General features: G+C 56.9%; 23 protein-coding genes. 17 read left to right on the top strand and 6 right to left on the bottom strand.

Annotation, left to right across the window (positions count from 1 at the left end; translation table 11 throughout):
- The first annotated feature begins 158 nt into the window (after nt 1-158).
- The 6 genes from ACR3EN_RS19025 to hpaH all read left to right on the top strand — a co-directional run bounded on the left by ACR3EN_RS19025 (nt 159) and on the right by hpaH (nt 6119).
- Nucleotides 159-548, top strand: coding sequence for a 5-carboxymethyl-2-hydroxymuconate Delta-isomerase (locus ACR3EN_RS19025; protein WP_480820203.1), 390 nt, complete (start codon nt 159-161; stop codon nt 546-548).
- On the top strand, nt 545-2053 hold the full coding sequence (hpaE, locus tag ACR3EN_RS19020; RefSeq protein ID WP_480820205.1) for a 5-carboxymethyl-2-hydroxymuconate semialdehyde dehydrogenase: 1509 nt from the start codon (nt 545-547) through the stop codon (nt 2051-2053). Before ACR3EN_RS19025 ends, hpaE begins: the two co-directional genes overlap by 4 nt.
- 91 nt (nt 2054-2144) lie before the next feature.
- Nucleotides 2145-2987 carry a 3,4-dihydroxyphenylacetate 2,3-dioxygenase gene (hpaD, locus tag ACR3EN_RS19015; RefSeq protein ID WP_480820207.1) on the top strand — a complete coding sequence of 281 codons (843 nt, stop codon included), beginning with the start codon at nt 2145-2147 and terminating at the stop codon, nt 2985-2987.
- Nucleotides 2988-3073: 86 nt separating this feature from the next.
- Nucleotides 3074-4471, top strand: coding sequence for a pyridoxal phosphate-dependent decarboxylase family protein (locus tag ACR3EN_RS19010; RefSeq protein ID WP_480820209.1), 1398 nt, complete (start codon nt 3074-3076; stop codon nt 4469-4471).
- Nucleotides 4468-5322: a fumarylacetoacetate hydrolase family protein gene (locus ACR3EN_RS19005; protein WP_480820211.1), complete on the top strand. Its 855-nt coding sequence runs from the start codon at nt 4468-4470 to the stop codon at nt 5320-5322. The genes ACR3EN_RS19010 and ACR3EN_RS19005 overlap by 4 nt, the downstream gene beginning before the upstream one ends.
- Nucleotides 5319-6119: a 2-oxo-hept-4-ene-1,7-dioate hydratase gene (hpaH, locus tag ACR3EN_RS19000; protein WP_480820213.1), complete on the top strand. Its 801-nt coding sequence runs from the start codon at nt 5319-5321 to the stop codon at nt 6117-6119. The genes ACR3EN_RS19005 and hpaH overlap by 4 nt, the downstream gene beginning before the upstream one ends.
- Before the next feature lie 541 nt (nt 6120-6660).
- Here hpaH and ACR3EN_RS18995 read toward each other — a convergent pair.
- The 4 genes from ACR3EN_RS18995 to ACR3EN_RS18980 form a co-directional block, all read right to left on the bottom strand.
- Nucleotides 6661-7935, bottom strand: coding sequence for a glycosyltransferase (locus ACR3EN_RS18995; protein ID WP_480820215.1), 1275 nt, complete (start codon nt 7933-7935; stop codon nt 6661-6663).
- Nucleotides 7936-7970: 35 nt separating this feature from the next.
- Nucleotides 7971-8705 carry an HAD-IIB family hydrolase gene (locus ACR3EN_RS18990; RefSeq protein ID WP_480843376.1) on the bottom strand — a complete coding sequence of 245 codons (735 nt, stop codon included), beginning with the start codon at nt 8703-8705 and terminating at the stop codon, nt 7971-7973.
- A complete protein-coding gene (locus ACR3EN_RS18985; protein ID WP_480820219.1) occupies nt 8702-10252 on the bottom strand; it encodes a hypothetical protein in 1551 nt (516 codons plus the stop codon). Before ACR3EN_RS18985 ends, ACR3EN_RS18990 begins: the two co-directional genes overlap by 4 nt.
- 473 nt (nt 10253-10725) lie before the next feature.
- Nucleotides 10726-11706, bottom strand: a complete 981-nt coding sequence (locus ACR3EN_RS18980) for a helix-turn-helix domain-containing protein (protein WP_480820221.1) — start codon at nt 11704-11706, stop codon at nt 10726-10728.
- Between the two features lie 270 nt (nt 11707-11976).
- Here ACR3EN_RS18980 and ACR3EN_RS18975 point away from each other — a divergent pair, with 270 nt between their 5' ends.
- The 4 genes from ACR3EN_RS18975 (at nt 11977) to ACR3EN_RS18960 (ending at nt 16184) form a co-directional block, all read left to right on the top strand.
- On the top strand, nt 11977-13632 hold the full coding sequence (locus tag ACR3EN_RS18975; RefSeq protein WP_480820223.1) for a sulfatase-like hydrolase/transferase: 1656 nt from the start codon (nt 11977-11979) through the stop codon (nt 13630-13632).
- Between the two features lie 95 nt (nt 13633-13727).
- Complete coding sequence (locus tag ACR3EN_RS18970; protein WP_480820225.1) at nt 13728-14480, top strand: porin family protein; 753 nt, start codon at nt 13728-13730, stop codon at nt 14478-14480.
- A gap of 82 nt (nt 14481-14562) precedes the next feature.
- Nucleotides 14563-15423 (top strand): tyrosine-protein phosphatase, encoded by an 861-nt coding sequence (locus ACR3EN_RS18965; RefSeq protein ID WP_480820227.1) that lies wholly within the window; start codon nt 14563-14565, stop codon nt 15421-15423.
- A 104-nt stretch (nt 15424-15527) separates the two neighbouring features.
- Entirely contained in the window at nt 15528-16184 is a 657-nt protein-coding gene (locus ACR3EN_RS18960) for a lipid-binding SYLF domain-containing protein (protein ID WP_480820229.1), read from the top strand.
- A gap of 827 nt (nt 16185-17011) precedes the next feature.
- Here ACR3EN_RS18960 and ACR3EN_RS18955 read toward each other — a convergent pair.
- Together ACR3EN_RS18955 and ACR3EN_RS18950 are read right to left on the bottom strand one after the other, a co-directional pair.
- Nucleotides 17012-18736, bottom strand: a complete 1725-nt coding sequence (locus ACR3EN_RS18955; protein ID WP_480870474.1) for a phosphoenolpyruvate hydrolase family protein — start codon at nt 18734-18736, stop codon at nt 17012-17014.
- Nucleotides 18733-19374, bottom strand: coding sequence for a phosphoenolpyruvate hydrolase family protein (locus ACR3EN_RS18950; RefSeq protein ID WP_480870471.1), 642 nt, complete (start codon nt 19372-19374; stop codon nt 18733-18735). Before ACR3EN_RS18950 ends, ACR3EN_RS18955 begins: the two co-directional genes overlap by 4 nt.
- 189 nt (nt 19375-19563) lie before the next feature.
- Here ACR3EN_RS18950 and ACR3EN_RS18945 point away from each other — a divergent pair, with 189 nt between their 5' ends.
- The 7 genes from ACR3EN_RS18945 to ACR3EN_RS18915 are packed head-to-tail and all read left to right on the top strand — an operon-like array spanning nt 19564 to nt 26217.
- Nucleotides 19564-20430 (top strand): branched-chain amino acid ABC transporter permease, encoded by an 867-nt coding sequence (locus tag ACR3EN_RS18945; RefSeq protein ID WP_480870468.1) that lies wholly within the window; start codon nt 19564-19566, stop codon nt 20428-20430.
- Nucleotides 20427-21395 (top strand): branched-chain amino acid ABC transporter permease, encoded by a 969-nt coding sequence (locus ACR3EN_RS18940; RefSeq protein ID WP_480820235.1) that lies wholly within the window; start codon nt 20427-20429, stop codon nt 21393-21395. Before ACR3EN_RS18945 ends, ACR3EN_RS18940 begins: the two co-directional genes overlap by 4 nt.
- A gap of 27 nt (nt 21396-21422) precedes the next feature.
- Entirely contained in the window at nt 21423-22661 is a 1239-nt protein-coding gene (locus ACR3EN_RS18935) for an ABC transporter substrate-binding protein (RefSeq protein ID WP_480820237.1), read from the top strand.
- Entirely contained in the window at nt 22652-23425 is a 774-nt protein-coding gene (locus ACR3EN_RS18930) for an ABC transporter ATP-binding protein (RefSeq protein ID WP_480820239.1), read from the top strand. Before ACR3EN_RS18935 ends, ACR3EN_RS18930 begins: the two co-directional genes overlap by 10 nt.
- Complete coding sequence (locus tag ACR3EN_RS18925) at nt 23415-24131, top strand: ABC transporter ATP-binding protein (protein WP_480820241.1); 717 nt, start codon at nt 23415-23417, stop codon at nt 24129-24131. The genes ACR3EN_RS18930 and ACR3EN_RS18925 overlap by 11 nt, the downstream gene beginning before the upstream one ends.
- 15 nt (nt 24132-24146) lie before the next feature.
- Nucleotides 24147-25355 carry a Tm-1-like ATP-binding domain-containing protein gene (locus ACR3EN_RS18920; protein ID WP_480820243.1) on the top strand — a complete coding sequence of 403 codons (1209 nt, stop codon included), beginning with the start codon at nt 24147-24149 and terminating at the stop codon, nt 25353-25355.
- A gap of 1 nt (nt 25356) precedes the next feature.
- Nucleotides 25357-26217 (top strand): phosphoenolpyruvate hydrolase family protein, encoded by an 861-nt coding sequence (locus ACR3EN_RS18915; RefSeq protein ID WP_480820245.1) that lies wholly within the window; start codon nt 25357-25359, stop codon nt 26215-26217.
- Nucleotides 26218-26240 lie beyond the last annotated feature (23 nt).

Here is a 26240-nt window from a genome sequence, read left to right as displayed (position 1 = left end):
GCCGTTGTGGGCAGCGTGGCGGCTTTTCGGGTATTCGGCGCGTCTGGCAATAATCCAACCTCAATATAGATCACATGTTAAATAAATTGATTGACTCGATGCCGCAACATCAGATAGCAACAATATTAATTAACATGACAAATAATGTGAGTTGAGTAATGCCGCACATCCACATCGAATACTCGGGTAACCTTGAGCAAGTGTTGGATATGGCCGAGCTGTGCAATGTGCTACGGCAATCTGCGGCTGGGTTGGATGCATTGCCCATGCCCGGGGTACGCGTGCGGGCAACACGGGTTGATCACTATTCGATCGCTGATGGCGACGCCAAACACGGGTTTGTGGATTTTTCAGTGCGCCTGCGCGAGGGCAGGACTGACGAGATCAAGCAGGAAATCATCGAGCGATTGTTTGAAACTGCACGGACCTTTCTTGAACCGGCAATGAAAACGCATTCGATCGCATTGTCGTCCGAATTGCGCGAGATTGATGCGAAGTTTTCCCCAAAATGCGGCACAATCCGCGACCATCTGGAGGAACCGAAATGAGCACTTTGGAGAAGAACATTGAAACGCTGCATGGGTTGCTGGCGCGGTTTCAGGAAGATGGAATAAAGAACCGTATTGCGGGTGAAGATCGGGAAGGATCCGCTGGCCAGTTTCAGAACATGTCGCCTGTCGATAAAAGCGTGATTTGCGAGGTTGCCCAAGGAAACGCCGATGATATCGACGCCGCAGCCAATGCTGCAGCCGATGCCTTTTCTGACTGGCGCGACATGCCGGCAACCGAACGGCGCAAAATCCTGATCCGTGTGGCTGAGGCTATTGAAGCTCGGGCCGAAGAAATCGCCCTGTGCGAGTGTTGGGATACCGGCCAGGCGTTGAAATTCATGTCCAAGGCGGCGCTGCGCGGGGCCGAGAACTTTCGGTATTTTGCCGATCAGGTCGTGCAGGCGCGGGATGGCCAGCATTTGAAATCTCCGACGCTGATGAACATTACGACACGTGTCCCTATTGGGCCCGTTGGTGTGATTACGCCTTGGAATACTCCGTTTATGTTGACCACGTGGAAAATCGCGCCCGCGTTGGCGGCTGGGTGCACGGTTGTTCACAAACCAGCCGAAGCCAGTCCACTGACAGCCCGGTTGCTGGTGGAAATCGCCGAAGAGGCAGGTCTGCCTAAAGGTGTTTTGAACACGGTTAACGGTTTCGGTGAAGAAGCTGGAAAGGCGCTGTGCGAGCACCCGAAAATCCGCGCCATCGCCTTTGTCGGCGAAAGCCGTACCGGCAGTCTGATCACCAAGCAGGGGGCAGATACGCTCAAGCGCAACCATCTTGAGTTGGGTGGCAAGAACCCCGTTATTGTGTTCGATGATGCAGATTTAGACCGTGCCCTGGATGCCGTGATTTTCATGATCTATTCGATCAACGGCGAACGCTGTACCTCCTCTTCGCGCTTGCTGATACAGGATACGATCAAGGAAGCGTTCGAGGCCAAGCTGGTCGAGCGGGTGAACAAGATCAAGGTTGGCCACCCTTTGGACCCCGCCACCGAGATCGGTCCCTTGGTGACCGAGGAGCACTTTAACAAGGTCACCAGCTATTTCGACATCGCGAAAGAAGATGGTGCAACCATAGCCGCAGGTGGAACGAAGGTTGAAGGTGAGGGGTATTTCGTGCGCCCAACGCTGTTTACCAATGCGAACAACCAGATGCGCATTGCGCGCGAAGAGATTTTTGGCCCGGTTCTGACTGCAATTCCGTTCTCGACAGAAGAGGAAGCGCTGCAAATAGCCAACGACACCCCTTACGGTCTGACCGGCTATGTCTGGACGAATGACCTGACACGCGCCCTGCGCTTTACGGATCGGCTGGAGGCGGGGATGATCTGGGTAAATTCGGAAAATGTCCGTCACCTGCCAACACCATTCGGTGGCGTCAAATCGTCAGGTATCGGGCGGGACGGCGGGGACTGGTCGTTCGAGTTCTATATGGAGCAAAAGCACATCGGTTTTGCCACTGGTCAGCACAAGATCACTCAGTTGGGTAAATGATTTGGGGGTACCAGTGCCGCAATCGGGCCGGGTATTCTATACTCAGCCCGTGAAATACGGGCCATCCCCATCGCAATAAGGAGGAACTGTCATGGGAAAGATCGTACAGGCTGCGAAAATTACGCATGTGCCTAGCATCTGGATGTCCCATACGATGCCAAAGTACAAAGGCATCCGGCAACCTGCCATCGATGGGTATGCGCGCCTGCGTCAGGATGCGATTGATCGCAAGGTTGATACCTTTGTCATCTTCGACACCCATTGGATCACCAATCAGGGGTTCCATTTAAACACCAAAGACCACCACAAGGGGCGTTTCATCAGCCATGAACTGCCGCACATGTTGGCGGATATGGAATTCGACTACCGAGGTGATCACGAACTGGGGGAAACCATTCTCGACGTGCTGCGCGAGCGAGGGGAACGGGCCTTGGGCCATTCGCATCCCGATATGGGGATGGAATATGGCACGCTGCTGCCGATGCATTTCATAAATGACGGGGTCAACGCGCGGGTGCTGCCTGTTGCGGTCAATCAGTTCTCATCAATTCAGGAGAACCGTGTTTGGGGCGAGGCAATTGCCGAGGGCATCCGGCGCTCGGATCGAAATGTCTCGATCCTGGCATCTGGTTCGCTCAGCCATGATTTCACGCCAAACGAACGCTCGGTCGACGGCCTGAACGCCGTCAATGGTGAGTTCAATCGCCAGATGGACCTGCGAGTTATCGAGCTTTGGGAACAGGGACGGTTTGAGGAATTCCTCGAGCTTCTTCCTGACTACGCCAAGAAATGCACAGGCGAGTGCGCGATGAACGACACGGCGCTTTTGTTCGGTGCACTTGGCTGGGGCAGCTACAAGGGCGAGATTGATATCTACACCCCCTATTTTGGCAGCTCAGGAACGGGTCAGACAAATATCAGCTTTTCGGTCTGAAGCCTGCGCAACTCAAGACAAGAACAATCGACACAGTCCGCGATGGTCAATCTTGAACGACGATTGCGGTATAGGAAAGCGAGCGAATGGACTGGGACGAATTTGCACAGTGGGGGCAGCAGATAGCCAGATGGGCCGCCGATTATCATCAAACGCTGTCAGAACGCCCGGTTCGGGCGCAAACTTCGCCGGGCGACATTTCCAGTCAGCTTGAACCGACGCCGCCAGAATCCGGGCAGCCGATGGACGCGATAATGGCTGATTTCGAAAGGATCGTCATGCCGGGGATGACTCATTGGCAGCATCCCCGCTTCTTTGCGTACTTTCCTGCCAACGCCGCGCCGCCGTCAATGTTGGCGGAAATGCTGGTCACCACAATCGCTGCGCAATGTATGCTGTGGCAGACCTCACCCGCCGCAACTGAGGTTGAAGGCGTGATGGTCGACTGGCTCCGACAGGCGCTTGGTCTGCCGGACGGAATGACCGGGGTCATTCAGGACAGCGCGTCGTCGGCCACGTTGTCGGCTGTCTTGACCATGCGCGAACGCGCCACGGGCTTTACGGGCAACCGGCAAGGGTTGAATGCCAAGGGTGCTCTGCGGATTTATTGCTCGGATCAGGTTCATTCGTCGATTGACCGTGCTTGCTGGGTTGCGGGTATCGGACAGGACAATCTGGTAAAGTTGCCCACGCAAGGGCCGACATTCGCCGTTGACCCCGACATGCTGGAGGCCGCGATCCAACGCGATATAGCAGAGGGGCACGCCCCAGCTGGGATCATCGCAATCACCGGTGGCACAGGTGTTGGCGCCTGTGATGATTTGCAGGCCGTCGCCGATATCGCTGCGAAGTATGACCTCTACACCCATCTGGACGCCGCCTGGGCGGGGTCGGCCATGATTTGCCCCGAATTCCGCGACGCTTTGTGGGTTGGGGCCGAGCGCTATGACAGCATCGTGTTCAACCCGCATAAATGGCTGGGGGCGCAGTTTGACTGCGCGATCCAGTTTCTGAAGGACGCGACACGGCAGCTCAACACGCTGAAAATCGAGCCCGAATACCTGAAGACCACAGGCGCAGACGTCACAAACTATTCAGAGTGGACGATCCCGCTGGGCCGCCGCTTTCGCGCGTTGAAAATCTGGTTTTTGTTGCGGTCCTACGGGCTGGACGGACTGCGCGCGCGTATCCGTAACCACGTGGCTTGGGCGAATGAAGTTGCTGAGAGAATAGGGGCTATCGAGGGCTTCGAGATCACGACCGCCCCAATCCTCAGCCTGTTTTCCTTCCGCTGTCCCGGCGACAATGAAATGCAACAGCGGTTGGTGGATGCGCTGAACGACGATGGCAGGATCTACCTGACGCAGGGCAAGTTCGATGGTCGCAAAATCATCCGCTTTCAGGTCGGACAATTTGATACGACGCGGGATGACGTGCTGATGGCCGCGGATGTCATTCAAGAGGTTTGGGAGACACTTGCATGAGATTTGCAACCTTTTCCGCTAATGGAGACACTTATTTCGGGGCAATCACCGATGGCGGTGCAATTGCGCTGAATGAGGCCTTACCCGAATACGCTAGCCTCTATGAGGTGATCGCCGGCGGAGCCTTCGACCAGCTAGTTAGCGCAGCACAAGGAAAGACCGTCACGCATTCGGATTTCAACTACGAAATGGTGATGCCGGATGCGCGTCGTATCATTTGTGTTGGCGTGAACTTCCCGGATCGGAATGCCGAATACAAAGATGGCAGCGCGCAACCGAATTATATGTCGCTATTCCCGCGCTTTGCCAGTGGCTTCACAGGTCATGACCGCCCGTTGATCCGCCCTCCAGAAAACCACACGCTGGATTATGAAGGTGAAGTGGCCATCGTGATCGGCAAGTCCGGTCGCAGGATTTCGCAGCATGATGCTTATGACCACATCGCTGCGCTGACGCTGTGCAATGAAGGTACAATTCGCGACTGGGTGCGGCATGCCAAGTTCAACGTAACCCAGGGTAAGAACTGGGATAATTCGGGGGCAATCGGTCCTTGGCTGGTGCCGTTTACCGACGCATCGCAATTGGATGACGCGCGCATTCAGACCCGCGTGAATGGTGAGCTGCGGCAGGACGATACCCTGAACCGAATGATGTTCCCGATCCGGCGTGAGATCGAATACATCTCGACCTTCATGACGTTGCAGCCGGGGGACATCATCGTCACCGGCACACCCACCGGGGCAGGCGCGCGGTTTGATCCGCCGAAATACCTTGCCCCCGGAGACGTTGTTGAGGTGTCGGTCGACGGCATTGGGACGCTGCGAAACACGGTCGAGGATGAGCAGCCATGACACCCGAAGATCACGCCCGCGCCGCGGCCGATCTGTTGCAGGCTGAACGCACGGGAAAGCAGATCGGTTTGCTGAGCCTACGCCACCCCGAGATGGGTATGGATGATGCCTACGCGGTGCAAAATGCGATCTATCGGCAAAAACTGGCGGAAGGGCGCAAGGTCATAGGCTGGAAAATCGGCCTGACCTCGAAGGCAATGCAATATGCGCTCAACATCGACATTCCTGATAGTGGCATTCTGTTTGATGACATGGTCTTTGCGAATGGCGGCACGATCCCTGCCGGTCGCTTCATTCAGCCCCGGATCGAGGCCGAGATTGCCTTTGTCATGAAGTCCTCTGTCGGGGGGAAGGACGTCACGCGTGATGATGTTGTCGCCGCAACCGACTACGTCGCGCCGTCCATCGAAATCCTGGATACCCGTATTCAACGTACAGACCCGGAAAGCGGTAGGGCGCGTAACGTCTACGATACAATCAGCGACAATGCCGCTAATGCGGGCCTCGTGTTGGGCACAGAGCGCCACGCGATCGACGTATTCGACCTGCGTTGGGTCGGCGCGCTGACCTTCCGCAACGGCGAGATCGAAGAAACCGGTTTGGGCGCAGGTGTGCTAAACGACCCGATCGAAAGCGTGGTCTGGCTGGCGCGCCGGATGGCGCAATATGGTCAGAGCATCGAACCGGGGCAGATCATCCTGTCCGGCAGTTTTATCCGCCCCGTCGAATGCCCGTCGGGAACAAAGATCCACGCAGATTTTGGACCTTTCGGTTCGGTCGAAATCGACTTTGCCTGAAAAGACCGCTGAATGTACTAACGCCAAAGAACGCGTTTGAGGCAGTGCTCAAGGCCTGAGCCAACTCAACCGAGCTAGTCCACCGTTATGTTTCAGAAACGGAGGGCACGATAGTGTTGAAGGAGAGATACCACCCGGAAGAAGTACTTCAGAAGCTGCGGCGGCTGCCGTGCCTGCATCAACCGGATCACAAGCGAGATGAAGGTCTCAGAACGCCTGATCTGCCGGGTGCCGGGGCAGCACCGCTTGACACAAAAGTCTGGATCAACCGGCTGGGAACAGGAAGATCATTTCGTTGTACCCCGAAAGAGGGCATTGCCATGATGTTCCTCCATTTCTGAGCGACGAAGCAACAGCGCGGTCAGTGCCAGTAACCTTGGAACCACGAGGGGAGTGAAATCGGTTGTCTTCCTGCCTGTCGTGCCCAAAACTCTATAAGCTGTCAGTGGCACGACTGAGTAATCCTGTCAGCAAATCTGACAATAGATTGAAATTTCCACCACTCATTCGTACTGCAGAAAAGAATACGACAGAGCCCGATTCAAAGTACGGATTGGTACTTACCCCGGAAGTTTTCGAAAATCCCGATCGTTCGGCGTGCAATACCTGTCCAGCCAAATGTTCGGCGGGCGAATCTTGCGCCTTCTACCATGAGTTTCTCTCGCAACCACGGGTGCTGCATCGGCATACTTACCATTGCAGCAAACTCCTGCGGGCGCGTTGGGTCAGCTATCAGCGCGTGTCGACCAAACTCGACTTGTTCGAAAAGACCACCGCGCGTGGTCAGGACCGTTGGGGTGCCGCTCGACATAGCCTCGACGGCGGTCATACCGAAAGGCTCATATCGTGACGGGAGCGCGAAAACTCCTGGCGCACGGTAATAGTTAGCAAGATCGTCATCCGCCACGTACCCGCGCCAATCGACAAAATCCGCGACCCCCAAATCCGCCGCCTGTTTCTTCCAGCTATCGATCAACTTTTTATCGTCGCTTGAATTTGCCCCAGCCGCAAGAACCAGACGGGCGTTCGGCTGCAAGGCCCGCAGATGCGGCAGAGCCTGTATGATCAGGTCGTACCCCTTGTTCGTTGCAGCACGACCGACGACATAGACGTCATTGTGGGACATATTCAGCCTTTGGCGAATTTCGGCAACCTGCGTTGGCGTCACCGCAGTAAACCGCTGTTCATCAATGCCCGGAGGAATCATGGATATGTGTTCGCTTGGAAGGTCGTAGTGGTCTTCGATCAACTGAACCTGCTGCTCGCTTGTTGCAATAACGTGATCGCAGCTACGATAGAGTACGAATTCCTTTTGAATGCGTTCCTCAAAACGGTAGTTCGCTGCTTTGCCTTCTCCGAGGCTTTTCATATCCTTGGCTTTCCACCAGCCAAGAGAATGCGGCGTGTGAATATGGGGTATCTGCAGTTCTTCGGCGATTTTTTGGCCCGAAACTCCTGCGTCCCAATAGTGACTGTTCACCACATCGTAGGACAGACCGTGTTTTCGAATTGCAGCCAACAGGTTCGAAACAAAATCGCCGTACCAGTCGTGCATATCCTCCTTGCGAATGAAATCGATCCCGCCAAACGGGATGCGCCATACTCGCAGGTTTTCGTTTATCCGGTCTTCTGCGGCCTGATCTTCAAACCGCCGCGTCACGACATCCACCGTGTAGCCAAGGCGCGCAAACCGTTTGGCAAGCTCCATCACAAAGACGACCTGTCCACCAGTGTCCGGTTTTCCAAGTTCGGGTGATCCCGCCACATAGCCGTGCAGCGAAATCATCAATAGCGAACCTGAATTGCCGTTGCTCATGTCAGCCACATCCCTTTTGCACGTTGTGCTGTAGTTTATAACACGCCAAAATGCCGAAGTCCTTCGTGCACACCCGCTGCATGCTGCCTCGTTGCGTGATAAAATGATGCAGGCCCCAACGCATCGATCAATTCTCGCCGAGCGTTTCCGACGACAATGCGGGCGGGCGCCGCAAGAAGCATATCCAAATCATTACCACTGTCTCCGGCAACCACCATATTATCGAGTTGAAGCCCGAAATGGCTTGCAACGAACAGGCTTGCAGCCGCCTTGCCAGCGCCCTTGGGCAAAACGTCAAAGTCATCACGACCAGACACGATAATTTCGCAATCGATCCCCGCGTCGGACAAAGCCCTGCGCGCCTCAGCTTGTGCCTGTTCAGGGACGGCAAAGCTGACCTTGCGCTCAGTTTGAAAAATTCGGTCGTGGGGATGATGGCCGAGTTCCGTGAGTATTGAGAAAACAGTGTTATGTGGCCAACCGGAAAACCGGGCCTGCCACGCTGACATTTCGGTCCCTTCAACCGAAATTTCCGTTCCCAGCGCCGTAATGACCGCATTGGGGCGCAGCGTTTCAGGAAAGTCTCTCGCCAGAGTGGTCGCGACACTAGCCGCAGGCCGACTTGAATTGACGGCAAACGTCACGCGTTTTCCGACATCTTCCAGCGCCAAGGCAAGCTCCGCCAGTGCGTCCGCATCCCCGGTCAAGGTATCATCGATATCACTCACCAGCAGCCATCGATGAGGCCTTTGGTTCGGCACATCATTCATGAGGCTGCAGGCGCGTCGGCTGCCGGCATTCTCAATTCCGAATGGCGGGTCGAGGTATAAACCGTCTCCTCTTCACTGACCGATCTCAACAGCCGTTCCATCTTGATCCCGTCGAGCTTGAGTTGCGCAGATTCCGAATAAAACCCGACACGCCCCGTCAGGAACGCGTCATCGACGACGCACAACGTAACCTGGCCCCCAATCGAGAATTCGATATACGTACCATGCGAGACCACTTCGATCTCCCACTCTTGCTTTGCATTGTCGGTGACAAAATTACCGCTTTGCAGCGTTTCATAGTCGAAGGCGTTCTCGAACTCGGGACGCGGGTTGGCCCCCCAACGCCTGATCTGGGCGTACCCTTTCACCAGATCAAGCGACAGATAGTACCCATCTCCTTCCTCAGAACAGCGCAGAACCAGCCCGCACTTGCCGAGACCTTCAAGCTGAATACGTGCGCGTAATCGAAAATCTTCGTGCTCACCTGGCAATAGGAAAGCCTCGAACCCGCTTGGACAAGACACGTGAACGCTTCCATTGTCGCCGTGGATCGATGCATACGGATTACCGAACATCGCTTCGAATTCTGCGGGGTGAGTAACCTCAAACGGACTGTGTGCATTCGCGTTGAACCCACGAAACGAGCGCAATATCAAACGCCCTGCGTCATCCGTGGTCAATTCCTTGGGGGGCGGTAGAAGGCGCGTAGTGACTTCTTTGCCGTAGGAAATCACTCGTCGCTGGAAAAAGTTGAATAGCAAGAGCCGGTCATCCACACGACAAATCCGCGCCGCATAATTTCCCTCAGGCAATAGGACATTGTCGGCGAAATTCTTGTAGGGCCCCTCAATATCGTCTGCGTACCAGTACCTGATTTTCGTATCCTCTCGGATCGATCCGATCAGGTAATAGCGCCCCTCAATCTGAACGAGATTGGGAACCTCAACATCATCATACAGCCTTGGATAGCACAGTGGCGGACCAAATTCGAAAATGTCTGGTGCAGTTTCACGGGCGACGCCAACACAGCCACGGCGGACAATCGGGCCTTCTTTGACCCGTGCGGAAGACAAGAGTAAACGCTCGCCCGTCGCCGGATCGCAAAAAAAGAATGGATCCCGAAAGCTGACCCAGTTCCGGCCCTCATCGACACTCGATTCATACCACTTCCCAGAAATCTCGAGTGGATATGAGCCCGTGTCGCATCTCTCCCATGTATACAGATCATCCGATCTGGCACATCCCACGCGCTGAACCCGACCATATTCACTGCGTGTCAGTCCGGTGTAGAACATCCGCCAAGACCCGTCGCGTTCGGGATCCGGAGTAACATGCATGGTCCATAGCATGTCGTCATCCCAAGCGCCCGGATCTCCGACGAACAGTGCGTTTCGAACACGACGCCATGTCATGCCATCCTTACTGACGGCATGAGCAATGAAATCGTGGTTCGGTAGGACTAAGTGGAAAAGATGGTAAAGCCCGTCGTGATGGACAACGTCGACATCGCCGATATCGGACTGCAGAAAACCATGTGAAGCGTACATTGCTTCAGAATGTCGTAGGTATAGTCACTATGCAATATGCCAGAAACGAAAGCGCTTTGTGATGCTGTTCGCGCAATGTGACCTGCACAGTATGTACGCGAACCTAAGAATGAGACAATCAGGCATACGAAGCCCGATGCTTGTCCTCAGCGCGAAGTTTTCTTCTGATTTGCGGCATAATCTCGCGAAAGCACTACCATATCTCCCAAGAAAAAGGGGGATGCTGAATTCCGCTTTTCTGATTGGGCGGCGGCTGGGAGCCTATGATCATCGCACAAATGCACGGAACTGCCGTTTGCCCAACACCGAATTTCGCGCTTGCAGCCAAGATCGGGACGGCGCGGTAAGACGACAGCATCGGGGTGCAGTGCGTAACGTCGGTTCTGTACCACTCTTCGTTTGATCCCTCTGTTTGTTTTCTCGAACTGATTGTCCAGACCCGCGATAATTGGGGCATTTGGAAATATCTGAAGTTATGAATTTGGTTTGCACCGTGTTTCTGACGGCAGTTCACCAAAAAACAACCTGTAGTCCCGTGCGAACTGCCCCATGTGCCAAAATCCGTGCAGGTTGGCGGTGTCGGTTATTGTGCCATTGAAAGATGCTGCAAGAAGGTCCTCTCGAACGCGGTTCAGTCGAAGCCGCACATAGTACAACTTGGGCCCTTGTCCGAACTGCTCGTTGAAAGCGCGATCCAACGTTCGCCAAGACGCCCCGCATTCCTTACAAATCTCTTCCACTGAAACTGGATCTTCAAGGTTGGCGAGCATAAACTCGATCGCGCGTCCAAGGGATCGCCGTCGAGTGTCCGCCTGACTCTTGTCAAAATGTAATTCGTTGTCGGTTAGGATGTTCAGGGCTTCCAGCATCAGAGTTTCTTCTGTCTCTTGAGACCATTGTGCATCAGAACTTGTAAGCAATTTGGACACGTGACGCTCCAATCGCGCCATGCTTGCCAACCCTGTTTTTGAGCCCAATCTACGGGCGGCCGGTTTGTTGTCATCTAATTGAAACCCACAGGTCTCGGCCAACCTCTCCAGTCGTTTGGTTTCAAATGATACAACATTGCCCGTAAATCCCGCTGTCGAAATACCATCAAACCCGTTGCTGTCCCCAAAAGACAGGAATGCGCCATCGGTAACATCGTTTGCTTGCCATTTGTCGACAGCACCCTTTGTTGGAATACCAAAGCTCATCCAGCCCTTTGGCGAAACACCTCGCTGGTGAACGCGTTGGTTCATAGCGATGTTCAGGGTGGATACCGAATTCCCGGAGCGTACTGTAATCGCCGTAGACAATCGTCCTGGGTCAAGCTGTCGAAAGTCGATTTCCCAGGGTGTGACCTCCCCAATCATGTTGGGGTGATCAAAATTCAGCGCGATTGCCGGTGTCGCCTCGACCAATTTGGGATGGGCGGCGTTCTGCAATTTTGGCGAATTTTTGATGTGGTCCATTTCAATTGCCTGACACTTTACCGGCAATGTAGCGATTTTGAACCGTCGGGAGTCAAGTGTCAGCCGAGCCTACAAACCTTACAGCCGTGGGTCTTCCGCGGCTTCGCGAAGCCGATGCCCGATCTGAGTGGGTGGTGACATTTCTCACGCCCCCGGAGCATCGGAGGCTCTCTGAACTGGCACAACACGCAAATCAGTCGTGTTCAGAAAGATGCCACGAACTGATTGCTCAGGCCATGGAATTTACGAGTATTCGAGGGGGATCCGAGAGTGACCAAACCTTTAAGAACCGGTTTCGCAGCCAGTGTGCTTGCAATGCTGAGCGCTTTGCCGACGATCGCGCAGCAAGATGCAATTGTGCATGACGGAGAGTTTGAGTTTTTGCGCGCCCAGTTTGGTGAGCAATGGGATGCGCAGGATGTCGAGATCGAAGCCAGATTGGCAGATATCCGCGAAGCCAACGGTGGTAAACCCCCGAATTTTCTTTACATTCTCATAGATGACATCAGCTTCGGCCAGATGGGCGAGCGCAAGATGAACTATGTGATGGGGATCGAAACGCCCAACATCAACGGGTTCGCCCGAGAAGGCATGTCGCTAATGCGCATGTATACCGAACCGTCTTGCACGCCGACCCGAACTGCAATGCTGACCGGTCGCCATCCGATCCGGGCAGGCGTCGAAGAGGTCAAGGTGGCTTTGGTCGGTGAAGGACTGCCCGCTAGCGAGGTCACCCTGCCCGAGATTTTGAAACAGGCAGGATACAACACATCTCATGTCGGCAAGTGGCATCAGGGCGATATCGAAGAGGCGTACCCGCACAATCAAGGCTTCGACTGGGCCGCGTTCCCTTTGCATCAGCAAGTCCAGCTGAGCCTGATGACCCGCGAGGCTATGCAGGCAAACAACATGCTGGGCTTCCATCCTTCAGGCCAAAACAACCAGTTCCTGATGGACGAACGCTTTAAACCTTACGGGCTGGTGACCGGCGTCGAAGGCGTGGCAGGCGGACCCGCGCGCGAGGTTGATATGGCTGCGGGCGAAGAGTGGACGCAAGCCAAATACGAGGAAATGAACGAACGCTATCAGGCACAGGCACTGGACCAACTTGAACAGGTGGCGGCACTGGATGAGCCGTTCTTTCTACAATACTGGCCGCTCTACCCGTTGAATTTCGTCTACCCGGATCAGGCTCTCTCCAGAAACGGTGGGTTTCATGCCGATAAACTGCAGCTTTTAGATGGCTGGATCGGAGAGGTTCTGGCCAAACTGGACGAAACCGGCGAAGCAGACAATACCATCGTCATGATCATGGCCGACAACGGTTTGATGTACCAATATGAAGGGACATCCGGCCTGAACCAGTTGATCTATCGCGGCGGCAAGACCCAGCATCTGGAAGGCGGCGTGCGTACCGACGCGTTCATCCGCTGGCCCGGCGTGATTCAGGCCGACAGCGCGGCGGGCGATATCTTTCATGTCTCGGATATCTACACAACGATGGCCCGCATCGCCGGAGCAACGGATTTCATCCCCCGTGACCGGGTGATCGACGGGATCGATCAGACAGCTTTGTTGCTTGAGGGTGAGGGGAACGGGCGTCGCGATTATGTCTATGTCTACGAAGGCCCGGTTCTTCGGTCGGTCGTCAAGCAGGAGTTCAAAATGCACCTGCCTGCGCCCGGTCAGCCCGGGGCTGCGGCACCCGTCTTTAACGTCTATCGCGATCCCCGGGAAGAGAATGCTCTGATCGGTAATGCGCTTTGGTCCGGGGCTTCTTTTCAGGACATGGTCAAACGTCATCAGAAAACGATTGCAAAGTACCCGAACTCTGAGATCGGCAAGGACATACCCTACGGCGGCATAGAAAACCTTCGACCTGAAAGCGAAGAGGCGCGGCAGGTCTTTATGAGCTGGCAAGAATGAAAACCAGCGGGCGCGCTGAGCCTGTTCGCGCATGCGCCTCGAAGACGAAGAAATGGCGTCGCACAGAATAGCCGGTACAACAGCAGGTCAATGTCATGTCTGAGAGAACCATGTCAGCCCAAAGGCAACTCCTGGCCACCATAAGCGTTGCCTTGTCTTTGGGCTGGGCAGCGAATGGGAATGCACAAGACGCGAACTGGGATTTCACTGGCTACCTGTATCTCTGGGGCCCTGCACTGAACGGAGATACAACAGCCGGCGGCAGCATTGATATCAGCTTCAGTGACATTCTCGACAATCTCGATTTTGCCTTGATGGGAGCGCTCGAAGCGCGGCGCGGCAGATATTCGATTTTTGTGGACGCGTTGTACCTGGATCTGAGTGATGACCAGAACACTGTCGTGGGTCCAGGCCTTGCAGCCAATGCAGAAGCCGACGTGCGCGGGACGGTTTTTTCCGGTTCTGCCGGCTATGATCTGGCAGATAGCACCAACACGCGGGTCTCTGTTCTTGGCGGGTTTCGGGGCATGGATCTCGACGCCAGTGCAAATCTTTCTATCGCCTCTGGATCAAAGCGCATCTCGGATGGGATCAATAACTGGGACGCCATCGTTGGCATCCGTGGGACCACCCAGATCGTCGATCGTTTGGGCGTTTCCTACTATGCAGATATCGGGGCAGGTGAAAGCGATTTGACCGCACAATTAAGTGCTGCGCTCAGTTACCAGATCAACAATTGGGGCCTTGTATTCGGCTACCGGTATTTGACGTGGGACCTCGGCAATTCCCAGGTTCTATCCGATCTAACCTTTCAAGGGCCGTTCATTGGTGCAAGGTTCGGGTTCTGAGTTGAAAGATGTTAGCAAGATTAGCCGGCTCGGAGCAAAACAGCGTCGAAGACCCTAGTCCTACCAGGCAATGGAGACAGACATGAAATCACTCAGTTCAATTGGTGCCGCTCTTCTTCTGATGACGGTTGGCGTGCTTCCTCCCGTCATCGCTGCTGAGGAGCGTGCTGTGTCGCTGGAAGGTGTCCTCAACACCAGAGACCTCGGTGGTTTGCGAACGGAGGACGGCCGCTCGGTGCGTGCGGGGCAACTTATCAGATCCGGAGAGATAGATGAGATCAGTGAGGACAGCATGCGGACGCTGGACGACATGGGCGTCAGTGTGATTGTCGATCTCAGAACCACATCCGAGGCGACAGCCCATCCCGCGCAATGGCCAGAAGGAGAGGGGCCGATGCGTCATAATTTCCCGGTGATGGAAAATGAAAGTAGGATGATTGAAGACATGCGCTCCAGCATCAAGTCAGGGAAGGCCAAGGCGGCAGAAACTGATGCCTTGTTTGCCCGAGCCTTCGGTTACATCGCAACGGACTATAAAGACGAGTATCGCGATCTGTTCGACGTCTTGCTTGCACAGCCGGAAGGTGAGGCGGTTCTCTACCATTGCTCTGGCGGGAAGGACCGCACCGGCGTCGCTACCGCGTTGGTGCTGACCGCGCTTGGTGTCACGAAAGAAGACATTCAAGCCGATTTCATGATGAGCAACGTGCTTAAAGATGCAGATAAAAAGGCCGAGCAAATCGCATCTGAAGTCAATGCTGCTCAGGGGACAAACATGACATCGGAAGCTGTTTGGCCTTCGCTTGGGGTCCGGAAGGCTTATCTCGAAGAGTTCTACAATAGCGTTGAAAAGAGCTATGGTTCGGTCGATGGCTACCTTCGTGAAGGTCTTGGTCTTACGGATGAAGACTTGGTTATTCTACGAAACAGATATTTGAACTGAGGCGAACTCAGGGTGTCAAAGTAGAAAGGGTCTGTGACTTGAGCAACCTTTCGGTAGTGGTCAGTCGCAACCTTGCTCCAGCGAAAATGGCAATAGGAGGAAACATGATACGTCCCAAACTTTTGCTCGGACTTGTGGTTGCAGGCCTCGTGCATCTTGCTCAGGCTCCATCGGCGAGTTCCCAAGGCTTGCTCGATAAAGTCACAGAAGGTGTCTCTGGTGCGGTCGATAAGGTAGGGAACGCAGCTGAATCAGCTGGCGAAACTGTATTTGATGTGACTAACGGTGCGACCGTATCTGAGATCGACGCAGGTGTCGATGCCGTACTTGCTCAGCTTCACGCAAGTTCTCCTGAAACCATAGAGTTGTCCAATCAAGCAGTTGCGATCCTGGTCTTTCCCAAGATCACTAAAGGTGGCCTGATGGTAGGCGGTCAATTTGGAGAGGGAGCAATGCGCGAAGACGGGAACACCACTGGATACTACAGTATTGCCGGCGCGTCTTATGGGTTTCAGGCAGGTGTTCAGCAGTTTTCATATGTCATGTTCTTCCTCAATCCTCACGCTCTCGGATACTTTCGTAACAATAATGGTTGGGAGGCTGGAAGCGGTCCAACACTCGTAGGTGGGGATCAGGGTTGGTCCGCGTCTATGGGAACAAACGATCTACAAGGGGATATAGTTCCAATAGTCTTCGGGCAAGAAGGTCTAATGGCAGGGACAAGTCTTCAGGGCACTAAGATCAGCAGAATCGAAAAGTAAATTGGACGGGTTTTCGTTAAAAGTAACCCCGTCGGGTGGACCGCTTGAGATTATGAACAACACACCTGACTAGGGCAACCATTCTGCCTGTGGCATTGGGTTAATCTGCATCTCCGTATGTTGCGAGTTTTGAATGGAGTAGAGTATGAAATATTTATCTTTACGGCCAAGCTTCGCAATACTCCTGAGCCGGTATTCAGGCCGATCGGTTCGAAAAGACCCTGATTTGCACGTGCAGCAAACGTCTGGAGACCGGGTTTCGAACGCAGAAATCGTGCTTCGTACTCAAGGCCGATATTGGGTCGCGTTCGAGGACGGCCATGCGGGGGAACAGGCATGAAATCAAACCCCGAATAGCCTATCCAGATCGGGGGAGCTTATTAGCCCGACAAAGTATCTGCAGCCAGAACCGCTCGATCCGTTTTCGCTGGCGACTTCTGTTTGTTCAGCACTTCTCGCAGGCCCACTACCCCTACTGTGTGGAAGATCGTCGTCGCCGCCACTTCCACTGGATCGTAGGACCCTCCTTTCCTCGGCCTCCGCTTACTTGGGTTACAATAAGTCGCGTCATCTGGCCAACGCTTTCAGCCTCGGTGAGGCGTCGAAAGAACAAAGCATCTGCGCCTGCATCCGTGACCAGCAACAGAGGATGGAAGCATTGAAATACCACAAACGTCGTAACAAACACCCCACTACCGGACCCAGATCATGACGGATCAATAAAATAGATGCCCGAAGGCTTTCCTGCCAGTCATCGAACTTGTCGCAATGGTCATTTGTTGGCTTTGGGCCCGAATCCCATAAGCTTTCAACAGATCTCTGACCGGCTAGGCCTGGAGCCCATGTTTCTTGATTTTGTTGTAAAGCGTGCGCGTGGTCATGCCCAATTCCTCGGCGGTTTGCGCGCGGCGAAAGCCATTTCGCGCCAGCGCCTCGGCAATCCAGTCGCGCTCGGATACGGCGACTCGTGCAGGCGTTTCATCCATCTGCGCCTTCGGAACGCCTGCTGGTTTTCGGCGCAGAAAGTCGATCGCCTTGAGGTCAATCGTCGCTCCGCCCGACCTGCGCACCGCGCGTTGGACGGCGTGGTGCAACTCTCGCACATTTCCGGGCCAGTCGTGTTCCAGCATCAGCCGCAACGCAGCGTTCGAGAACTTCGGGGGCTCGCCACTGACCTGTTGGCCAAGGTACATGGCAAGTTCTGGGATATCGTCAACGCGGTCGCGCAACGGGGGCAGCGTGATTTCATGGCCGGAAATCCGGTAATACAAATCCTGTCGAAACGTTTCCCTCTCGATCTGGCCAATCGGATCCTGCGTTGTGGTCGATATGATCCGGGCATCCGCGCGCCGGAGCGTATGATCTCCGATACGCTGCACGGTTTTTTCATCGGTGAATTTCAGAATCTTGCCCTGATGCTCGGGCTGCAATGCGGTGATTTCGTCAAAGATGATGGTGCTGCCCGACGCCTGTTCCAACGCGCCGCGCTGCGTGCCCGTGCCGCCGAGCGCGCCGGGCGCTTTGCCCAACAGATGCACGCCGCCTTCCTCACCACCCAAGGCCGGGCAATCCACGACCACGGGTTGCCGCCGGGCATTGGGCCCCGCCTCGTGCAGCCTGAGGGCCGCGCGGCTTTTGCCTGTCCCGGTCTCGCCGATCAGCAGAACGGGAATGTCCTCATAGGCTAGGTCATCCAGTTCCTCGCGGATCATCTGCATGGCATAAGACGAGCCCACCAGATCATTTTCGGTGTTCGAAGGGGCCTGTTTGATGCGCGACAGGCTGGGAATCGCGGTAAAGCCCTTGGTGACTTCGCTAAGGGTTTGTTCAACCGGCAGCCGGTCAAGTGTTGAGCCTGCAACAAATCCCTGCACACCGCAGATGCGGGTGATGGCCAGCGCCTCTTCGGGCGAGGTGATGGGGCCACCGTGGCACAGTTTGTCGACCGAGGCTGGTACGCCGTCGAGAACCCGCTCGATCTGCGCCGCTGCGGTTTCCAGTGTCAGGTGTGTGCTCACGCCCGTCGCGCCGCTGGTAAAGCCCACGTTTACACAGATGGCCGTCGCACCTGCATCGACCATCCTGCGGGCCTGCGCGTTGGTGTGGACATAGACGAAGGTGCCCAGGCCCGCCGCCGCCGCCTCTTGCACCAGCGCGATTTCGCGGTCGAACCCCAACCCCTCGCGCTCCATCAGTGCGCCCAGCCGTCCGTCGATCAGCGTGGTTGACGGGAAATTGCAGACGCCTGAGAAGCCAAGCCTTTTGGTTCTTTGCACCAGATCGCCGATGTCCAGATCGGGATCACTAACCGAGAACCCCGCGTAGATCGGCGCAGAACAACGGCCCAGCATCTCACGTTCGGCAAATTCGATGACCCAGTCATTGGCGGCCCGGACCGGCAGAAAGCTGGTCAGGGACGAGGCCCCCTGCACCCGGAAACGCCCTGCGTTCAACGCCAGCAAATAATCGGCCCCGGCCTTGTCTGCCGCTTTTGCCGTCAGGCCCGACCCGACAACCGCAGCAAACAGAAAGTTCCTGTCGCGATTTGTCATGCCGTGCCCTCGCACCAAATCAGACCATCCACATCAAGGGTGCTGAGTGGAACCATGCGTTCGTGCCATGCCGAGGTATAGGCAAACACACTGACCTGCTCTGCCTCGTCCCGGATCGTTTCAATCACCCTTTGCAATGAGCCCGATACAAGCGCGCTGCTGTCAGGGCTGTCCACATCCAGCAGGCCGGGATGCAGCGCAAGCTGGTCAAGCCCGGCCTTTACTGCGGCGCGGGCCTGCGCGAGCGAGATGAAGAAAGCCAGCGTCTGAAACCCGGCGGCTTTGGCGCGGGCTAGAAACGCGTATTCGTACTCAGGCGAGGCCGGGATCGTCGACATCGACTGGCGCAAACTGCCATCCAGCAGAATCGAGGAGGGCCAGTTCACCACACCGCGATACCCTTTCTCATAGAGTTGCGAGAGCATGGTCGCCTCGGATCCGAACGGATCGCTGGCCAATATGGCCGCCCATTCGCCCTGTTTCGGCGTTTCACGCAGCACGCGGTTGTGGTCAAGCCGGGGCATCACGAAGGCCAGATCCGCCTGAGAAACACTCAGACCACCCAAAGCAGGGCAGTAGATGCGGTCGATCTGGTCCGGGTCGGCAGAAGGCGTGCCAGTCAGTGTTAGGTTCTGCATGACCCTGTATAGGAAGAGATTTCCGTATTTGAGAAGCTAATTCTCGTTTTTTCTTACTATCTTAAACGCCGATGAGCATCAGAAGGCGTTAAGTATTTGTAAAATAGCGATATTATTCTCCACCAGAAGTAGGCCCAACGCTGTGCCGATTTCTGAAATTCGGACATGGTCGTCTCAACGGGAGGAATCATGACCTTATTTCTGATCGTCACCCTGAACGGGCTGACGCTTGCAGCACTCTACTTTTTGGCCGCCAGCGGCTTCAGCCTGATCTTCGGGCTGATGCGCACGGTGAACATGGCTCATGGGGCGCTGCTGCTGCTGGGCGGCTATGTTGGATACAGCATTGTTGATGTCACTGGCTCATGGGGTCTGGGCGTCCTCGGCGGAGGTTTGGCGGCGGCCTTGGCTGGTGCCATCGTGCAGGCCGGCATTCTGGGCTGGATGCAGGGGGATGAGTTGCGCCAGACGCTTGCCTCGATTGCGATCTCGATCATCATGGCCGATCTGATGCTTTGGTACTGGGGCGGGCTGACCTATCAGGTCGAGCTGCCTGATGCTTTGGCCGGGGGGCAGCGTCTGCCGGTTCTGGGCGTGGGGTACGCGAATATCCGTCTGGCGCTGATGGGCTTTGCGCTGGTGGTCGGGATTGGCCTGTGGTTCCTCATCCAGCGGACACGCTTTGGTGCGGTGATCCGTGCGGGCGTGGACGATCAGGACATGCTGCGGGCGCTTGGCTATCCGATCAACCGCATCTTTGTCCTTGTTTTTGCCTTGGGCGGCATGCTGGCCGGAATGGCCGGAGTCGTCGCCGCCAGCGCGCTGTCGATTGCGCCGGGAACGGACCTGCAATTCCTGCTGTCGTCGCTGGTGGTGGTGATCGTCGGTGGCATGGGCTCGATCGGAGGGGCCGCCTTGGGCGCGTTGCTTGTCGGTCTGGCTGAACAATACGGTCTGGCCTATGCACCCACCTACGGCGTGGTGTTCAACTTTGCGATCATGGTTCTAGTGCTGGCGGTGCGGCCGCAAGGCCTTCTGGGAAAGGCCGAGCTATGAAGCAGGCGCTGATCTTTATCCCGCTGCTGATCCTGCCCTTGGTGCTGAACGATTTCTGGCTGACGCAGGTGGCCACACGGTCGCTGATCCTAGGCATCATGGCGCTGAGCCTCAGCTTCCTGGCCACTTATCTGGGCGTTGTCTCGTTCGCGCAGGCGACCATGGCCGGGATCGCGGGCTATACCATCGCGTTTTTTGGTCCCAATACGGTAGGGATCGGAGTTCCGCTGCCGTTCTGGGTTTCTATCCCGTTGGCGCTGATCCTTGCGACCATTTCGGGCGCGTTGGTCGGCCTGATCGCGCGCCGGTCGCGCGGGATTTACGCCATCATGATCACGCTGGCGATTGGGGTAGCGTTTTTCTACTTCACCCGCCAGAACTACACCTTCTTCAACGGCTGGACCGGCTTTTCCGGCGTCCGCGCGCCTGAAATTGCAGGCCTCAGCCTGCGTGATCCGCTGCCCTTGTACCTGTTGTCTCTGGGCGTGGCCGCATTGGCGCTGGCGCTGGTCAGTGGCTTTGTCCGCTCACCGCTGGGCCTGACCATTCAGGCCGTCCGAGATGCGCCGGGGCGTGTGCTCGCGCTGGGGATTTCCGTCACTACGCCTATCGTTGCCGCCTTTGCCTTTTCAGGCCTGCTGGCTGGGGCCGGCGGCATCCTGAACGTCTGGTATCAGGAACGTATCTCATCCTTCTCGGTCGGGCTTGGGCCGATCATCGACATCCTCATCATCTCGGTCATCGGCGGGTTGCGCCATCCCGGCGGAGCGTTCGTTGGCGCTGTCGTCTTCGTCCTGCTGGACACCTTCGCCGTCGACCTGATCGACCGTGAGCGGTTCAACACGCTGATCGGGGTTGTGCTGCTGCTGATTGTGATCGTGGCCCCGGGCGGGCTGCAACAGATGGCAAGCGACTGGATGGCGCGGCTGCGCCGTCCTGAAATCAAAGAAAAATCAACTGTCTGAGCAAACTCATAGGGAGGAACCTTAAAAATGAATAAGCTCAAAATGGCTGCATCCGCACTGGCGCTTAGCGTAATGGCGGTGCCTGCATCTGCCGAAGACGTCAAGATCGGCGTGATCTCGATCCTCGAAGGCGCTTTTGCCGCGTTGGGTCAAGACGGAATTCGCGGCGCTGAACTGGCGGTTCTGGAAACCGGTGGCGAGGTTGATGGCAACAAGATCGAAGTCATCACCATATCCTCGGACGCCAGCCCGGACAGCGCGGTTAATGCAGCCCGCAAGCTGATCGAACAGGACGGTGTGGACATGATCGTCGGCCCGCTGTCGGGTTCCGAAGGTCTGGCGCTGCGCGATTTGTCGAAATCCTATCCGGCTGTGACCTTCCTGAACGGATCAAGCGCGGCACAGGATACAACGCTGCGCGACAGCTCTGACAATTTCTACCGCTTTGGTGGCGACGGCGCGCAGTGGATGGTCGGCGTGGGCGATTATGCCTTCAACGACATGGGTTACAAATCGGTGGCCGTGATCGCCGAAGACTATTCTTTCCCCTACACGCAGGTTCTGGGCTTCATGACCGAGTTCTGCGAGGCAGGCGGCAAAGTGCCCGAGAAGTTCTGGACGCCCATCGGCAACAAGGACTACTCCTCGGTCGTCTATTCGATCCCCGACGATGTCGACGCGCTGTTTGTGGCGCTGGGTGGCGCGGATGCGGTCAACTTCCTGACCCAGTACAGCCAGGCGGGTGGCGACAAGCCGATCATCGGCGGCTCGATCACCATCGACCAGTCCATTCTGGACAGCAAAGGCCCGTTCAAGAAACTGCTGGTGGGCGCGCCCGCGGGTACGCCAACCGTCGGAGACTATGACGGGGACGAATGGAAAGCCTTCACCGCCAGCTATACCGAAGCCTTCCCCGACGGTTTCTCGGCCCCCTCGATCTTTGCGCATCACTACTACATGAGCGCCAAGGCCGCGATGCTGGCGCTGGATGAGGTCGATGGCGATTTGTCCAACGATCAGGCCGCCTTCCGCGCGGCGCTGAACGACCTGACCTTCACCACGCCCACCGGCGGCACCATGCGTCTGGACAAGAACCGCAACGGTGTGATCGACAACTTTGTCACCGAGGTTTACGAGCGCGAAGACGGCACGCTGGGCAACCGCGTGGTCAAGGTTGTGCGCGACGTAGATCAGCTGCTGGGACAGGATGAAGAGGCATTTCTGGCCTCGGGTCCGGTCAGCCGGGACAACCCTTCGTGCCCGTAAGCCACTCACATAACACCGCCAATGCCCTGGAGGTCCGGGGCATTGGCAAACGCTTCGGCGGGTTCTGGGCGGTTCAGGATATCGACCTGACCGTCCGCCCCGGCGAGCGGCGCGCAATCCTTGGGCCGAACGGGGCGGGCAAGACCAGCCTGTTCAACGTGTTGACCGGGGATACCAGCGCCACGACCGGCCAGATCACCCTGTTTGGCGACAGCGTGACGCGCGAGCCGATCAACAAGAGAATTCAACGCGGACTGCGCCGGACCTATCAGCACGCCCACCTTTTTAACGGTTTGACCGTGCGCGATACGCTGTTTCTGGCCGTGGCCGGGGTCCGCGGCGGCTGGCGGCAGGTGCTGCCCTTGCGGACCGGCGATGACCGGCTGGCCGAGGCCGAGCGTCTGGCCGAAGTGGCTGGCGTGACCGATGTGCTGGACCGCGAAACCTCGGAACTCAGCCACGGGCAACGGCGGCAGTTGGAGATCGGGATCGCGCTGGCCGAGGATCCGAAGATTTTACTGCTGGACGAACCGGCGGCGGGTCTGTCGCCTGCCGAACGCCCGAAACTCAGCGCCTTGCTGATGTCTTTGCCCAAGGATGTGACTGTCGTCCTGATCGAGCACGATATGGATATCGCCCTGCAGACCTCAGAGAGCGTTTCGGTCCTCTATAACGGGCGGATGCTGGCCGAGGGCTCACCCGACGACATCATGCGCAACGAAGACGTGCATCGCGTCTATATCGGAGGTGCGCATGGCCACTGACCTGTTGGATATTCGCGGGCTGGACCTGCGTTATGGTTCAAGCCACGTGCTGCATGAGGTCGACCTGATGGTTGGCAGTCGTCCGCTGGGCATTCTGGGTCGCAACGGCATGGGCAAGACCAGCCTGTGCAACGCCATCATGGGCTTGCATCCGCATTCGGCGGGGGAAATCCGGTTCGATGGCGTGGATATGACCGGCCTGCCGCCCGAAAAGCGCGCGCAGATGGGGATCGGCTATGTGCCGCAGGGGCGGCGGGTGTTTCGGTCTCTGACCGTCGAAGAGCACCTGAAGATCGTCGAACGCAAGGGCGGCGCATGGTCGGTTGACCGTGTCTATGAAACCTTTCCACGCCTCAAGGAACGTCGCCGCAATCTGGGCAACCGCCTGTCGGGCGGCGAACAACAGATGCTGGCGATTGGCCGCGCGCTGCTGCTGAACCCGCGCCTGATGGTATTGGACGAACCGACTGAGGGGCTGGCTCCGGCGATTGTCTCGGACGTGATCGATTTGATCGAACTGATCGCAAGCGAGGGCATCGCGGTGCTGCTGGTCGAACAGAACATGCATGCTGCGCTGGCCGCAGTGCAAGATGTGGCCATCATGGTCGGTGGAGAAGTTGTCGAGCGGATGACGGCAGAGGCCCTTGAAAACGATACGGCGATGCAAAAGCTCCATCTGGGGCTGGAACCCGGGCAGTCGCGCTAACGGGAGGGAGAGAGGATGACAAAAAGAGCTTACGTGATCGGCACCGCCGACACCAAAGGGCCGGAACTGCGCTATGTGCGCGATCTGATCGATGCGGCAGGGATGGAAACCGTGTTGGTCAATGTCGGCACCAAAGGCGGCGAGGCTGGCGTGGACGTAACAGCCGCCAGCGTCGCCGCCTGCCACCCCGAAGGCCCGGCCTCGGTGTTCGTGAACGACCGGGGGCAGGCCGTAACCGAGATGTCGCGTGCTTTGTCAGCGTTCGTATTGGGCCGCGACGATCTGGGTGGCATCATCGGGCTGGGCGGCTCGGGCGGGTCCGGGATCATCGCACCCGCGATGCAAGCCTTGCCGATCGGGGTGCCCAAGGTGCTGGTCTCGACCTTGGCCTCGGGCGATGTCTCGGCCTATGTCGGCGCGTCGGATGTGAATATGTTCCACCCGGTGACGGATGTATCCGGCCTGAACCGCGTGTCGCGCAAATTGCTTGGCAACGCCGCCCATGCGCTGGCGGGCATGATGGCCAATGCGGTGCCCGAGGCCACCGATGACCGCCCCGCGCTGGTTCTGTCGATGTTCGGTGTCACTACCCCTGCTGTTCAAGCCATCACCGAAGGGCTGTCCGGCGATTACGATTGCCTCGTCTTCCACGCCACCGGCAGCGGTGGCCGGTCGATGGAGCAACTGGTCGATCAGAGCGACGTGGCCGGGGTGCTCGATATTACTACGACCGAAATCTGCGACCTGATCGTGGGCGGGATGCTGAGTGCGGGCGAAGAACGGCTCGACAGTATTGCGCGCAGCAAGCTGCCTTATGTGGGCTCGTGCGGTGCACTGGACATGGCGAATTTCTGGGCACCTGAGTCGGTGCCCGCGCAGTTCAAAGACCGCAATTTCTATCACCACAACGCGCAGGTCACGCTGATGCGCTCGACGCCCGAGGAATGCGCCCAGATCGGCACGTGGATCGGCAACAAGCTGAACGCCTGCGAAGGGCCGGTGCGCTTCCTGCTGCCCCTGCGCGGGGTCTCTGCGTTGGATATCGAGGGCGGGGCTTTCCACGACCCGGCAGCCAACGAGGCCCTCTTCCAGGCGCTGCGCGACACGGTGGTCCAGACCCCCGACCGGCAACTGGTCGAGCTGGACCTGCATATCAATGATCCCGCCTTTGCGGAGGCCGCGATCAGCAATTTCAACGAAATCTATACAAAGAAGGATACCTGAGATGGCAGTCACGGGACGTGCAGAAATCCTTGGCCGCCTGCGGGCCAAAATCGCAGCAGACAAGGTGATCGTCGGCGGCGGAGCAGGCACCGGCTTGTCCGCCAAATGCGAAGAGGCCGGCGGCATCGACCTGATCGTCATTTACAATTCAGGCCGCTATCGCATGGCCGGCCGTGGGTCGCTGGCAGGCTATATGTCTTATGGCAACGCCAACGAGATCGTCGTCGATATGGGGCGCGAAGTGCTGCCCGTTGTCAAAAATGTGCCGGTTCTGGCCGGGGTGAACGCCACCGACCCGTTCTGTATCATGGACAAGTTTCTGGACGATCTGGCCGCCATGGGTTTTGCCGGTGTTCAGAACTTTCCCACCGTGGGCATCATCGATGGGCGCTTCCGGCGCGAGCTTGAGGCAACCGGCATGTCCTATGACATGGAGGTCGAGATGATCGCCAAGGCCCGTGAACGCGACCTGCTGGCCACGCCCTACGTGTTCAGCGCCGACAATGCCGCGGAAATGGCCAAGGCAGGTGCGGATGTCATCGTGGCGCATTTCGGACTGACCACTGGCGGTTCAATCGGGGCCGGGGACAGCGCGCCCGATATCGCAGAATGCGCGCGGCTCTATGATGAATGGGCCGCAGCGGCACGGGCCTATCGTGATGACCTGATCTTTATCTGCCATGGAGGCCCGCTCGCGGAACCTGAGGATGCACAGAAATTCCTTGACCTCTGCCCCGATTGCCATGGCTTCTATGGTGCATCATCCATGGAGCGACTGCCCACCGAACGGGCCATCACAGCCCAGACCGCCGAATTCGGAAAACTGCGGCGGAGTGCTGAACCCTCCAAAGGGGTCGCTTGATCACAAAGCGGCAACGTCCAGAA

It is taken from the genome of Ruegeria sp. G7 (assembly GCF_056535465.1).
The sequence above is the reverse complement of the archived record's forward strand: the minus strand, read 5'-3'. Positions and strand labels throughout refer to the sequence as shown.